Origin of the sequence: Desulfosporosinus sp. HMP52 (assembly GCF_000765145.1) — a bacterium.
In the GTDB taxonomy this organism is placed as follows: Bacteria; Bacillota; Desulfitobacteriia; order Desulfitobacteriales; family Desulfitobacteriaceae; genus Desulfosporosinus.
This window is the reverse complement of record NZ_JMGA01000056.1, coordinates 12812-26906: the sequence shown is the minus strand read 5'-3', so window position 1 is coordinate 26906 and position 14095 is coordinate 12812. Positions and strand designations below refer to the sequence as shown.

Genomic DNA, 14095 nt, shown 5'->3' with positions numbered 1-14095 from the left:
CTCTTTTGCCCACATTATTATATAATTCACAACTTTTATTACTGCATAAATAAATTGAAATTGAATCATGTTTCGTCAACTCTTTGCTTAATACTACACTCCTCTCCCCTCCCGAATCACATTTACACACCTTTTCTAATAATGCAAAATTTATGCCATATCAAAGAATATTATTGCTCAGATAATAATAGGCAAAAAAAAAACGTAGAGAACCTTTCACTGTGATTGGTTCCCTACGCTCTTATTATTTTTAACCGTCTATTCAATCATCAATTATGTTGAATTAAATAATAATACAAATCAGACCACCGCTGCCATCGTTAACTATCCTTTGCAAAGTATCTTGGAGCTTGTTCTGAGCATTTTCCGGCATTTTATAAAGCTTGTTCTGAATTCCCTCCCGAACTAAGTCGTGAAGAGACTTGCCGAAAATGTTGGATTCCCAAACCTTCTTAGGATCACTTTCAAATTCGTCCAGCATATACTTTACGAGTTCTTCAGCTTGTTTCTCTGTACCAATCAAAGGGGTAATTTCGGTAGTTACATCCGCTCTAATAATATGCAGTGACGGAGCACTTGCCTTAAGTTTAATTCCATAATGTCCTCCTTGCTTAACCAGTTCCGGCTCATCAAGGAACATTTCTTCAAGTTGAGGTGTGACTACACCATAACCGTTGACACGAACCTCTTCTATTGCTTCCGATAGTTTATCCCATTCTTTCTTGCCTTTACTATAGTCTAAGACCAAGCGCAGCAGAGAATGATCCCCTTCGATCTCAATTCCTGTAAGATCTTGCAGAACTGTCTTAAATAGCCCATCAACAGCCGTAATTTCTACATTGGCGACTCCATTGCCCAGGTTCATCTCTTTAAGAAGAACATCCTGTGCATATTGGCATTCCGTCAAGGCATCTAAAGCCTGATCAATATCACGCAGACGTCTTACTCCGTCGATTGCTTTGCGAACAGAATCCTCGAAAGCTGCACGGACTCCGTGAGAGGGATCAAGTTCTTCAACCCACTTTGGAAGGTCGATATTTACTTCTGCCACAGGGAATTCATAAAGTACTTCTTCCAAAATCTGAGTCAGATCTTCTTGGGTCATATCATGACAATTGACTGGAATAACAGGTAACCCATAGTTTTCCTCAAGTGAGCGGCACAACTCCAGGGTGGTTTCCGCATAGGGGCGAGTAGTATTTAGCACTACGACAAAAGGTTTCCCTAATTGACGAAGCTCAGAGATCACACGCTCTTCTGCATCCAGGTATGCTTCTCTGGGAATATCCGTTATGGATCCATCTGTTGTAATTACAACTCCTATTGTAGCATGATCAGAAATAACCTTTCGTGTGCCCATTTCAGCAGCATCTTGGAAGGACATTGGCTCATCGCTCCATGACGTTTTCATCATGCGAGGCTCTTCCCCATCTTCCGATTCGTAACCTAAAGCACCTTCCACACTATACCCGACGCAGTCCACTAGGCGGACATTCATATGAATTGAATCCTTAACAATGATTTCCACAGATTCTGATGGAATAAACTTTGGTTCAGTTGTCGTAATCATTCTCCCTGTCCCGCTTTGGGGCAGTTCATCTTTTGCTCGTTCCCGCTCGAAGGCGTCTTGGATGTTGGGTAGAACTAGGAGGTCCATGAATCGTTTGATAAAGGTGGACTTTCCCGTACGTACTGGCCCAACAACACCGAGGTAGATATCGCCCCCAGTTCTCTCCGCGATATCCCTAAAAATGTCTAATTTTTCCATTAGTATTATTTCCCTCCCTTTTGAATGCTGTCCCAAAATTTGGGGAAGGGCCTCCACCTTATCTCCCCTTCCACCTCCCTGTAGCGCGTGGATTCCCATTACTGGACTAGCACATTAAGCAGTATAAGTATATTGGCCATTTTGGGTAAATATGACTACATAACAAAAAACGTAGAAAAGGCTTTTAAAACAACCTCTTCTACGTCTATGTTCCTAATCACAAAAATATGTATGCTATTTTAACTTTAACTTAACCAATTCATCTCTAAAACTTCTTCAAGTTCATGACGTTTACCCCGCAGCATTAAGTCCGAAACTGCCACTTTGGCATCAGCATTTTCAAACAAGACTTTATAAGCCTGTTCTGTAATGGGCATGGGAATGTTATTTTCAATACCCAGGTTATGGGCAATTCGAGTTGCCCTAACTCCTTCAACAACCATCCCTACCTCTTTAAGAACAGTATCTAAAGCCTTGCCCTGACCCAGGGCGACACCCGCTCGACGATTACGACTATGGAGACTGGTACAGGTCACAATGAGATCTCCAACTCCTGACAATCCGGCGAAAGTCAGGGGATTTCCACCTAAGGCCACGCCTAAACGGGCAATCTCGGCTAATCCCCGAGTCATTAGAGCTGCTTTAGTATTATCTCCAAAACCTAAACCCTCGGCAATCCCGGTGCATAAGGCAATGACGTTCTTTAAGGCCCCGCCAAGTTCAACTCCGATAACATCAGGGTTAGTATAAACTCTAAAGCTTGGGGTCATCATCATATCTTGAACTGCTTTAGCAGTCTCGACCTCTGAGGCCACTACCACGGTTGTCGGCATATCCCTGCCCACTTCTTCCGCATGACTTGGGCCTGACAGAACTGCAACCGGATTATTTGGAAGTTCTTCAATTAACACTTGAGAAAGACGAAGATGAGTCCCTTCCTCCATCCCTTTAGCAGTATTGACCACAATACACCCTTTACTCAAGTAAGGTCGTACCAAGCGTGCAGCTTCTCGCACGCCATGAGAGGGCACGCTAAAAACAACCATATCCGCCTTAAGCAAGGTGAGATCCGTGGTGGGCAACAGCCCTGAAGGCAAGGTAACACCGGGTAAATAATGCTTATTTTCGCGCTGCCTTTTCATTTCTTCCATTTCATCCGCATGACGACCAATCAGCGAAACCTGATGACCCACTTTAGCTAATAAAACCGCTAAAGCACTCCCCCAACTTCCAGCCCCATAAACAGCAATTTTCGGCATCTAATCCCCCCTAATCGATGTTCGTGGTTCGATGTTCGTGGATCGAATCGAACTTCGAGCCTCGCTATTTCTTTGTCCCAAATTTATGCTCGGTTCCTTGTAATACTCGCTTAAAATTACTTCGATGGAGAACTAGAACTGCAAAAACTGCAACAACCGCAAATACCCGATAGGCAATGGGTTGGGGAAATACGAAGACCATAATTAGAACCGTAAGTGCACCGGTGACCGAACCCATGGAAACATAGCGTGTTAGCCACACAACCAACACAAACACCGAGATTGCAATTAAAGTGACTTTTGGCATTAATACAGTAATGATCCCGAATCCGGCGGCAACCCCTTTTCCACTGGGTCGAAAGCCGAAAAAGGGATTCCAGCTATGACCGGCCATTGCCAGTAACCCGCCGACAATTCCTCCCCAAGGTTCAGAGCCAAAAGCCCATAAACCCAAGTAGGCAGATAAAGCACCTTTCAAAAAATCACCTAGAAGCACCATGATGCCCAGTTTTGCTCCTAAGAGTCTAAAGGCATTTGTTGTGCCAATATTACCGCTACCATGCCGACGTACGTCAATTCCTTTATACGCGCCTGCTAAATAGGCAAAAGGAATGGCACCTAAGCAATACGCCAAGATAAAAATAAGGTAACGCGACATCAAATGACCTACTCCTTTTCCTCATCTTTTTGTCGAATTACAATTCGGATCGGAGTACCCTCAAATCCAAAGTGCTTTCGCATCTGATTCTCCAGATATCGTTTATAAGAAAAATGCATTAGTTCCGGATCATTCACAAAGAAAACAAAGGTTGGAGGTTTAACCCCCACTTGGGTTATATATCTGATTTTCAGACGTCTGCCTTTATCCGTTGGCGGAGGATTGAGGTGCACCCATTCTCTCAGTAAAGTATTCAAGGTTGCAGTGGTTACACGAGTTGAATTTTGCTCCACCACAAAATCGACAAGATCTAGAATTTTGTTAACTCGTTGTCCGGTCTTCGCGGAAATAAACATTGTTGGGGCATATTGTAAAAATCCCAGTTCTTCCCGAATCGACTTTTCAAATTTATTAATGGTCTTTTCATCTTTTTCTACAAGATCCCACTTGTTGACAACTAAAATAATGGCCTTGCCAGCTTCTTCGGCATAGCCGGCAATTTTTTTATCTTGCTCTGTAACTCCATCCACAGCATCAATAAGCATGAGAATTGCATCTGAGCGATCAACAGCTCGAAGTGAGCGTACAACACTATATTGCTCAGTCAGCTCTTCTATGCGTGATTTCCGTCGCATTCCCGCAGTATCTATAAGGATATAATGCTTGCCCTCGTGTTCAAAGGGAGTGTCTATGGCATCCCGGGTAGTTCCGGGGATGTTACTGACAATGACTCGTTCTTTGCCTAACAGGTTGTTAACCAAGGATGACTTCCCGACATTAGGACGTCCTATAACTGAAATACGAATAACATCCGGATCAAATTCATCATCATTATTCTCCGGAAGGTTTGAAATAACTGAATCAAGTAAATCCCCTGTATTCATGCCATGAACCGCAGAGATTGGAATTGCTTCTCCTAACCCTAAACTTAAAAAGTCATATAATTGACCTTCGATCCTCGTAAAATCTTCGACTTTATTTGCCGCCAACAAAACAGGCTTACCCGAACGGCGTAATGTCCGAGCAATCAAATCATCCTCGGGGGTTGGAGAGATCTGCGCATCCACTACAAATATTACGACATCTGCCTCCTCCATGGCAATTTCCGCCTGTCGCCTCATCTGAGAAGAAATCGGTGTCCCCTCATCTTTAAACTCAATTCCGCCGGTATCAATTAAGGCAAACTTTCTCCCCAGCCATTCAGCATCACGGTAAAGGCGGTCTCGTGTTACTCCGGGCATATTTTCAACAATAGCTACCAGTCCGCCCGTAATTCGGTTAAATAATGTAGACTTTCCGACATTTGGACGCCCAACTATGGCTACAATAGGTTTACTCAATGCTTTCTACCTCCAATGAATATCCAATAACATTCTCCAAAAATGCAAAGCCATTGTTTTCAACAATGCGCGCCTTACCATTGACCTGCTGTTCTAACCAATCGACACTTAAATCGTCAAGAAAGATGTCCTCATCAGCCTTGAGCATTGTACGAGGTATCAGAAACTCTTCTCCTTGCAGATCACCCAATTGCTGAGCAATATCACGAGCTGTCAGAAGTCCTGCAGCAGTGACGGATAACCCAAAAAATTCATTTTCAATCTTATGTACCACTATTCTTAAGCCTCTGATTCGCTCCAGCAAACGTTTTTGCCATGAGCGGAAGAACTCTTCTGCTGCTGCCCCGGTTATCAAATGCACATTACGTTCAGTAACTTCAGTGGGCAATAAATCCCAACCGGATTCAATCTCTGTGATAAACTTTCGGGCCATACCTACGCCGTTTTCTAATTGTGAAAAATCATCATACACTGCAGACTCAGGAAACTCTCTGCCGGCCAGCACATAAAATTCATCGGAAAAATAAACTAGGTGGCGTCCGGTCTTGGCAAAGTAATCCTTTTGCCATTTGTCAGCTTGATCAAGCAACCGACTCGCTTCTCCCCCGGTAAAGCCTCGTAAAGGGGTCAGCTTATCTCGATAACGTGTTAACCCTACGGGAACTACAGCGATTGATTGAACAGAGGGATAGAGCTCCGCTAACCGCTCAACAGTTTCTCTCAAAACCTCTCCATCATTGTGTTCAGGAATCAATACTATCTGAGCATGTATCACTATTCCAGCATCTGCAAAGCGACGAATCTGCTCGGGCAATTTCCCCGCCCGGGGATTTTTCATGAGTTTAACACGCTCTTCCGGGTTCCATGCATGCACAGAAACATACATCGGTGTTAAACGTAAAGACGTGATTCGAGATACCTCTTCCTCACTAAGATTCGACAAGGTTATAAAACTACCTTGCGTAAGAGATAAGCGGTAATCATCATCCTTATCGTAAAGAGACGGACGCATCCCCTCAGGCATTTGAGCTACGAAACAAAAGCTGCAATTATTAGAGCATTTCTTAAGACCCTTAGTACTAACTGTCTCGACCTCTAAACCTAAGAACTCTCCTGATCCCTTCTCAATATCAAGCTCCCATAGTTCCCCATCAGGCTTTTCAATAAGTAGTAGGAATTCTTCTTCAGATACACCAAACTGAAAGTCAATGATATCATTGAGCTCTTGTTCATTCACCTCAAGAACACGATCCCCGACCTCAATTTCCATTTCTTCAGCGATGCTCCCTGGATGGACCGCTGCGACTACTAGCCCTTTAGGCAAAACATTTCATCCTCCCACCATATAATCAAAAGCCTACTCTCGGCCTTAATCTTTACAAGTATACTATAAATAGCTATCAAACTGCTATATTCCCTAAAATTCAGCTTTTTGACTCTCCTAAAGCTCCTTCTCTTCTGAGGATTCACAGTTCGCTAAGTTTTGAACCACTAGAAGATCCTGAGTCATTCTTTTCGCTTTCTTCTCGGTATTTAACCTCCAGCCATAGGCCAGGGCTGTCCAAGTCAAGAATAAGCCGACGCCCAAATTCCAGGTGAAGTCGCCGGGTAAGTCAGCAAACCTTATTATACCATCATAAGTAAAACGAACAAACACTTGGTTCAAGAGGGCACTTCCAGTTAAAGCAGCGGCGGTTCCCCAAAAAGACTTAGCACTTAACCAAGCCACTAACACCATGGCAATTGCAAAAAACCATTCCCCGAAGGGAAACACCCCAGGCTCGTTAACAAAAAACAAGGTTTGTACCAAGGCCACTAAACTAGCGAAGAACAGTGGCAAAAATCGACGTTCAGCTCTACGGAACGCCCAAACCCAAAAAACCGTCATAACTGCCAGACGTGAAAGTTGCCAGCGCCAAGGCATATTGACAAGTAAATAAGTCTCTGACCATTTTCCAATGAGCCAGGCAATCGTCAACAGAGAAAAAAAGTACCTTGTAGTTCGTTTTTCCGCCCAAGCGATCAAGGTAAGGAACAGGATAACCCATTCCCCAAATGGAAAAGGCATAATACCCCTCCTAAACGTTGCTTACCATATTATTCCCGTTTAGAGAGGGTTTACACAGATAAATCCGGAAGGTTTTTAACATTTCTCTCCTTGGAGGCTGTTTTTCGATAGCGAGAAAGATTCAATATCAAGCCAATCTTGACTAAAGTTATCACAAGCGAAGCCCCGCCATAAGAGATAAGAGGGAGAGTAATTCCCGTCACAGGTAAAACTCCCGTAACAACGGCCAAGTTAATCGTTGTCTGAATTGCTAAAGAAGAGGTTATTCCATACCCTAGCAACCTGCCAAAGCGATCAGGGCATTCTCTCAGAACCTGATACGCTCGAGCATATAAAGCAACAAAGAGACATAATAAAAGGGTTGTACCCAGCAGACCTAATTCTTCTCCAACGATAGCATAGATGGTATCTGTATGGTTTTCTGGCAAGAAGCCGTATTTTTGCAAGCTCCGTCCTAAACCGACTCCAAATAATCCCCCCGAGCCAAAGGCAATCTCAGCATTGGTAATTTGATATCCCTTACCCATTGCGTATTTCCAGGGATCCATCCACACCATAACCCGTTCCCATTGATACTCTGTAGCACGAATAAAATAGAAGAGAGGCAGCCCCAAAGTCGGCACAGCAGCAACAAACCAGATCGTGGGGATTTCCGTCTGTAAGAGCATTACTGCACAGGTCAAAGCAATAACCATCGTCGTCCCCAAATCCGGTTGCTTATACACTAGGCCTAAAACAAGAACAGTGAAAGGAAGAAGTATGCCCAACGAAATACGCCAATCGCTGCCTCTTTGAATGGGATAACGATCTAGGATATGGGCATAAAAAAGCACCATAGCAAGCTTTGCAATTTCCGAAGGTTGGACTGTGACTCCGGCTATTGAAATCCATCGAGCGGATCCATTTGCTGCAATGCCGGCGTCAGTAAAAAGAATAGCAAAGAGTAACACTATGCTTATAAGAACCCCAATCCCTGCGAAACGGCGCAGAAATGTATAGGGGATTTTCATAGCTATAATAGCGAAAACAGAACCGACTAGTGTCCATTTTAATTGCTGAGAGAAATAGTAATATGAGTTCTGAGTTGCATTGAAACCACGCACTGCCCCGGCACTTAATACCATAATTAAGCCAAAGGCTAAGACCGCTAAGGCAATATATAGTATTGGAAAATCAATAGGCAGCGTCGGTTTTCGTTTAGCCATTTAAATCTCCTTCCTTACTATCTAAATCCAAAATTACCAACACCCCAAACACTTACAACTGTACAGGTCAGTAAAATGACTTCCCGCGTTTTAGAAACAGGAAGTCATTTAGATTCTTACAGTAAAGCTGAGCCAGAATTTAAGGCAAATCTTAGTTTTCGGTAGGGAATTCCTTCCCTAAGGCATCACCAATTGTCATGGGTTTTATTTCAGACTGTGAGTCTAAGGCTTCTTGATCGTTGGCCTTAGCAGAGTCTGCAATTCCCTCGCGTATACTTAAACTAATTCGTTTCTCGTCGGGCTTACAGTCTATAATCTTTGCCGACACCATATCTCCAACTTTAACGACATCTTCAACTTTATTGACACGATGATCCGCCAATTGAGAAATATGAACTAAACCATCTACCCCCTCACCGAGTCCCACAAAGGCCCCAAAAGGAGTGATACGCATTACTTTGCCATTAACAATAGCTCCGATGGGAAAGTTTTTAGCTGCTTGAGCCCAAGGGCTTTCCTTAAGCTGTTTTAAGCCTAGTGACACTTTCCCAGTTTGTTGTTCAAGTTTTAATACTTGAACCTCCACTTCATCCCCAATCTTGAGCATTTCCGATGGATGCTTAATGCGAGTATAGGCCATATCTGAAATATGCAGGAGTCCATCCATTCCGCCAATATCAACAAATACGCCGAAATCTGCCATTCTTTTAACGGTTCCTGTCACAACGTCACCCTCTTTAAGGGATTCCAGCAGCTGTGTGCGCTTAGCTGCCCGCTCTTCCTCTAAGATTACTTTTTGCGAAAGAACGACCTTTCGCTTCGCAGGATCGTAATCAATCAAGCGCAAACGGAGAGTTTGACCTAGGAATTGATCCAAGTCTTCTACATATCCCAATTGAATCTGGGATGCAGGAACAAAGCCTCGCAGCCCTACATCTACTACTAATCCACCTTTTACAACCTCAACAACCTCGGCCTGAATTTCTTCTTTACTCTCAACTAACTTCTCTAAACGATCTTTAGCTCCTTCTTCATCAGCCTTTCGTTTAGAAAGAACAGTGTGCCCTTCTTCGTTTTCCACTCGAACAACTACAGCGCTAATTTGATCTCCGATGGACACCGTATCTTCGGGGCGAGTTTTTCTGGACACGGATAACTCTCCCAAAGGAATAACACCTTCACATTTCCAGCCAATATCAACAAAGATCTCTTCCCTGGTTATTTTCACTACGGTACCAGTTACTTTTGTGCCGTTATGTAGTTCCGGACAACTGTCTAACCAACTCGCCATATCCATTTGTTGCTCATTCATTTCCGTCATTTTTTTGAAAACCTCCTCGATTATCCAATCTGGGGTAGAAGCACCTGCAGTTAAACCAGCAACTTCAGCTCCCTTAAACCAAACAGTTTCTAATTCATCCGCCGTTTCAATAAGATATGTTTTTGTGCGCTCAGCACATATACTCGCTAATTTTCGGGTATTAGCACTATTTCGTCCGCCCACGACTACCATGACATCGACTACTTCTGCTAACTCACTGGCAACTTTTTGCCGCTCAGCTGTGGCATTGCAAATTGTATTGTGTACGATTAAATTATCCGTATGATTTTTTAATTCCTCAACTATTTTTGCAAAATTCTCTGCTAGTTGGGTCGTCTGTGCTAAAACAGCCAGATGAGGATAAAAGGGAAGCTCTTTTGCTTCTTCAACCGTCTGGATAGGAACTGCCTCATCCCCGGCCCAGCCAAGAATCCCCTGTACCTCAGGATGAAGTTTATCCCCCATGACAATGACTTGCTGCCCCTTTTGGGCAGACATCGCCGCCAAGCGTTGAGCTTTCTGGACAAAAGGGCAGGTAGCATCAACCACTTGAACCCCGATGTTTTCCGCCCCTTGATAAACATTCGGTGCTACACCATGGGACCTAATAATCAGGGCTTGTTGATTCGTAACCTCTTTTAAATCATCTACAACCTGGATGCCTTTTTCCGCTAAGCGTTTAACAACCTGCTGGTTGTGTATGAGTGGGCCGAGTGATACAGCATGGGATGTCTCCGATGTCCGTTCAGCCATTTCAAGGGCGCGCTTCACGCCAAAGCAAAACCCAGCCTTCGCTGCGCGTACGACTTTCAAAATTTAGAACCCCCCTAAAAATTGTAAAGAACTAATTCTCTATACTGTTCTAAAAATCCTGCCAATTTAATAGAGAAACATTTTACTTTGCTTCCGGGAGCTCAATCATTGCCTGCATTATACGATCAGCAATCCATTCCCGACGGTTTTCGACACCTTCCGGAGCTTTAAGCATCTCTGCAGTTAGAGGCTGACCAAGCACGATAGTAATTTTCCCCCAACCTTTAGTAAACATGTGTTTTGTCCCTCTTACCTTTACAGGAACAACCGAGGCTTGACTTTTTTCCATTAGAAGAACCATTCCAGGCATACCCTTTTGAATTTCTCCGGTCTTTGATCTGGTTCCTTCAGGAAAAAGCCCTAAAACCCCTCCACCTTTTAAGATTGCCAAAGATTGTCGAATTGCATTCATATCTCCATGCCCCCGTTTAACCGGAAAAGCACCCAGTCTTGAGAAAATCTTTCCCAAAATCGGTAAGGAAAACAACTCTTCTTTCGCCATAAAAGAGACATGACGAGGAACACTACAAGCTGCTACAACAGGATCCCACATACTAACATGGTTAATGGCTAAAATAACCGGACCTTCACAAGGTATGTTCTCTACCCCTTGCACTTTCCATCCCATTAGCCGAAATTGCAGACGAAAGATTCCTTTAGCAAAACTATAAAACGTCATTGCTCAACCTCCCTGCACCAGCGTCAGAATCCTAGTTACTAACTCGTCAATACCAATTCCTGTTGTATCGAGGATAATTGCATCTTCAGCAGGCTTAAGTGGAGAGACCTGGCGCTCTGTATCAAGACGGTCGCGTTCAACCATGTCTTGCGTAACCTCTTGTAAGGGCACTTCTTTACCTAATTTCGCAAGTTCTAACCACCGACGCTTTGCTCGCTCCTCAGGTGTTGCCGTCAAAAAGAATTTAAAATCTGCTTCCGGCAAAACATAAGTACCAATATCCCGACCATCCATAACCACTCCACCCCGGTTTGCCTCCAGACGCTGAAGCTCGACTAAACGTTCTCTGACTCCAGGGTAGGAGGCCACCACGGAAACTGCACGGGATATCTCAGGGGAACGAATTTCCTCGGTAACCTCTTCTCCATCACACCAAACAATCCTCTTATCCGAATGATCTAGGACAACCTCAGTCTCTTTAGCAATCTGACTAACTCTGGTTTCATCGTCGATTGGAGCATTTATTTTAAGCACTTTATAAGCAATTGCTCGGTACATTGCACCGGTATCAACATAAAAAAGCTTTAATTTCTCAGCTACAATCTTGGCAACTGTACTTTTCCCTGCACCCGCAGGGCCATCAAGGGCAATCTGTAAGGCGTGCTGTTGCCTTTTAATCATCATATTTGCTCCTTTTACTCAATCATTATTTTAGCCGCGATAAGTGTAGCAACTATATTATTCAAAGCATGCAGTCCAACGGAAGGATAGAGGGACTTGTATCGATCGTAAAGATAAACAAGCACCATTCCTAAAACAAAGCGCGGAAAAAATCCATAAGCCTGGAAGTGAAGGGCGGAGAAAATAGTCGCACTTATGACTGCCGCTGTCCATTTTCCAAAGTAGGCTTGCAGACTTCCAAAGATAACTCCTCTAAACAAGGTTTCTTCAACAAGGGGGGCTAAAATGCCTGCCAACAGCAAATTAAGAATCAATGTATACCCTGTAACATCTCCTAAAAGTTTGGAGTATACATCCGTCTCGGGAGGTGTAAACCCATAATTAAAAAGTGCAATAGCATAACAAATATTAACAACCCAAGTTAAAGCGTATAATCCCAAAACCTTGGAAAAGATCACTCGCATAGGTACATCTCTCCAGCCAAAATCAGCCCATGTCCAACGCCTGACACGTTTTAGAAAATAGATTAACAGGGCGAAAGATAACTGTGTCAAAAAGGCATTCAAATACATTAAAACCCGTTCGTGGGGCCAAAGATCCATCAGCCAAAAAGTACCAAAAGCTAAGCCGACATAAATACCTATAACTCCACCTAATACCAAGGCTAAGTCAACCCAATTTAATTTTCGGTCGCAACGTGGACTTTCACCATCTGTTAGATTTAGTCCATTATTGTCCATTACTCACTCTCCTTCTTCTTAACGGACAAACATGTCTGAGCACATAATTCAATTAATTTTTTCCTAGACTAAACCCTAAAGGAGGAATTTTTATGGAGTCGTCAGAGATAACCTTACAAGTCTATCATCATCATCTTAAAATTCCCATTGAAACCTATTTCAATACAGTCACAGATTTTCTAGATCCTTGGGATGAGCGAGCCTATCAATTTGTAGTTCATAAATACCTGGAAGAAGCTAAGGATAACGGTATCGTCGGAATGGTTCGTCAAGAAAGAGATGAAAACTACGTCTACCTAGACGCCGCCGTCCGGTATCCGCAGACCATGGATGGTCAAGTGTCACCGTAGCCCACGAAAACACTGTTTTCGCACGAACTATCCTTCTTGCAACGAAGGCACTGCCTTCGCACGGATTAACCCTTCTTGCAGCTGTTTTCGCACGAATTATCCTTCCTGCAGGACGGCGAGAGGTGACCAATGGCGACAGATTAGCTTAAAAGTAATTGGCCTAAACTCTCAACGTCTGGCGCAATAAAGTCAGGTTTTGCTGCTTGTAATTCTTCAGTAGTTCCATACCCATATCCAACAGCGATCACATCAATTTTGTTTTCTCGTGCACCATAAACATCATATTTCCGATCACCGATCATTACTGCTTTTGACAGTGAGCCCACTGGGGCTTTTTTCAGAACTTCTTTAATGACAGTCTCCTTTTCCACCAATTGACCATTTAACTCACTTCCCATGATAACATCAAAGTACTCTGCTAGTAAAAAATGTTGAAGAATTTTTTCCGCAAAAATTCTAGGTTTGGATGTTGCTAAAAAATGCTTACAACCCTTTTCTCTTAACTGCAACAATAACTCTGGGATTCCAGAGTAAACTTCATTTTCATAGAGTCCTATTTCTTGAAAACGCCTTCTATAGGTTAAAACTGCTTCATTTAACAGAGCATCATTTTGAGTTTCTAGTAGTATTTTAAAACTCTCTTTTAACGGCGGCCCAATGACCCACTCAAGATCATCTGCTTTAGGTATGGGATAACCTAACTGACTTAAAGCGTATTGAACCGAGCGGGTAATCCCTTCTTTCGAATCTGTTAAAGTTCCATCTAAATCCCAGAGCAGAATATCGTAGCGCATACAAACCTCCAAAGCATATTATTTCCTTAAATTTCCGGGATGAATCTAAGCTATTGCGGCTATTCTAAAACTAAAGGAGGGATTACAATGTTTCATCAAAAACACTATCATACCCATGGAATGTTATTTTTTGTTAGTCTGATTTTAGCTTTCATTCTGGGACGTAAATCAGAGAGGTATGGTTTAACCATAGTTTCGCGAGGGTGCGGTTGCTATGAAGATGACGATGAAATGGAAATAATGAGTGACTCGACGCCAACTAATGGTTACCCCCAATAGATCAACTTGTTTCCGCATAAGTCTTTCTAACTTTAATCTATTATAGCACCTACCCTAGATTACCTAAATGAAACTCCGAGATTATTCTCGGAGTTTCAAATTATAACAACTAAACTATGCATTTCAGCGAGCAACTGATT

The 14095-nt window shown here is 43.1% G+C and carries 14 protein-coding genes; 2 read left to right on the top strand and 12 right to left on the bottom strand.

All coding sequences use genetic code 11. The features are described 5' to 3' along the window. Positions 1–283 precede the first annotated feature (283 nt). The 11 genes from spoIVA to DP73_RS18310 all read right to left on the bottom strand — a co-directional run bounded on the left by spoIVA (position 284) and on the right by DP73_RS18310 (position 12532). Positions 284–1768 (bottom strand): stage IV sporulation protein A, encoded by a 1485-nt coding sequence (gene spoIVA, locus DP73_RS18360; protein ID WP_034601579.1) that lies wholly within the window; start codon positions 1766–1768, stop codon positions 284–286. A gap of 245 nt (positions 1769–2013) precedes the next feature. After that, a complete protein-coding gene (locus DP73_RS18355) occupies positions 2014–3027 on the bottom strand; it encodes an NAD(P)H-dependent glycerol-3-phosphate dehydrogenase (protein WP_034601532.1) in 1014 nt (337 codons plus the stop codon). Positions 3028–3091: 64 nt separating this feature from the next. Continuing rightward, positions 3092–3685, bottom strand: a complete 594-nt coding sequence (gene plsY, locus DP73_RS18350; protein ID WP_034601531.1) for a glycerol-3-phosphate 1-O-acyltransferase PlsY — start codon at positions 3683–3685, stop codon at positions 3092–3094. An 8-nt stretch (positions 3686–3693) separates the two neighbouring features. Continuing rightward, entirely contained in the window at positions 3694–5025 is a 1332-nt protein-coding gene (gene der / locus DP73_RS18345) for a ribosome biogenesis GTPase Der (protein ID WP_034601529.1), read from the bottom strand. Further along, positions 5018–6349: a radical SAM protein gene (locus DP73_RS18340; protein WP_034601526.1), complete on the bottom strand. Its 1332-nt coding sequence runs from the start codon at positions 6347–6349 to the stop codon at positions 5018–5020. The genes der and DP73_RS18340 overlap by 8 nt, the downstream gene beginning before the upstream one ends. Before the next feature lie 117 nt (positions 6350–6466). Then, positions 6467–7093, bottom strand: a complete 627-nt coding sequence (locus DP73_RS18335) for a hypothetical protein (RefSeq protein ID WP_034601524.1) — start codon at positions 7091–7093, stop codon at positions 6467–6469. Positions 7094–7143: 50 nt separating this feature from the next. Beyond that, positions 7144–8298, bottom strand: a complete 1155-nt coding sequence (gene ftsW, locus DP73_RS18330) for a putative lipid II flippase FtsW (RefSeq protein ID WP_034601522.1) — start codon at positions 8296–8298, stop codon at positions 7144–7146. 151 nt (positions 8299–8449) lie between these two features. Next, positions 8450–10432: a bifunctional 4-hydroxy-3-methylbut-2-enyl diphosphate reductase/30S ribosomal protein S1 gene (locus tag DP73_RS18325; RefSeq protein ID WP_034601520.1), complete on the bottom strand. Its 1983-nt coding sequence runs from the start codon at positions 10430–10432 to the stop codon at positions 8450–8452. 82 nt (positions 10433–10514) lie between these two features. After that, positions 10515–11111, bottom strand: coding sequence for a lysophospholipid acyltransferase family protein (locus DP73_RS18320; protein ID WP_034601519.1), 597 nt, complete (start codon positions 11109–11111; stop codon positions 10515–10517). 3 nt (positions 11112–11114) lie between these two features. Beyond that, positions 11115–11795 carry a (d)CMP kinase gene (gene cmk / locus DP73_RS18315; protein ID WP_052090845.1) on the bottom strand — a complete coding sequence of 227 codons (681 nt, stop codon included), beginning with the start codon at positions 11793–11795 and terminating at the stop codon, positions 11115–11117. An 11-nt stretch (positions 11796–11806) separates the two neighbouring features. Further along, on the bottom strand, positions 11807–12532 hold the full coding sequence (locus DP73_RS18310) for a type II CAAX endopeptidase family protein (RefSeq protein WP_034601514.1): 726 nt from the start codon (positions 12530–12532) through the stop codon (positions 11807–11809). A gap of 92 nt (positions 12533–12624) precedes the next feature. On the opposite strand from DP73_RS18310, the gene DP73_RS18305 reads away from it, so the two are divergent. After that, positions 12625–12882 (top strand): hypothetical protein, encoded by a 258-nt coding sequence (locus DP73_RS18305; RefSeq protein WP_034601512.1) that lies wholly within the window; start codon positions 12625–12627, stop codon positions 12880–12882. Positions 12883–13022: 140 nt separating this feature from the next. On the opposite strand, the gene DP73_RS18300 is transcribed toward DP73_RS18305, so the two are convergent. Then, positions 13023–13676, bottom strand: a complete 654-nt coding sequence (locus DP73_RS18300; protein ID WP_034601510.1) for an HAD hydrolase-like protein — start codon at positions 13674–13676, stop codon at positions 13023–13025. Between the two features lie 87 nt (positions 13677–13763). Between DP73_RS18300 and DP73_RS18295 the strand changes: the two genes are divergently transcribed. After that, the gene (locus DP73_RS18295) at positions 13764–13955 is read left to right on the top strand and encodes a hypothetical protein (protein ID WP_034601509.1); all 192 of its coding nucleotides are present in this window, start codon (positions 13764–13766) and stop codon (positions 13953–13955) included. Positions 13956–14095 lie beyond the last annotated feature (140 nt).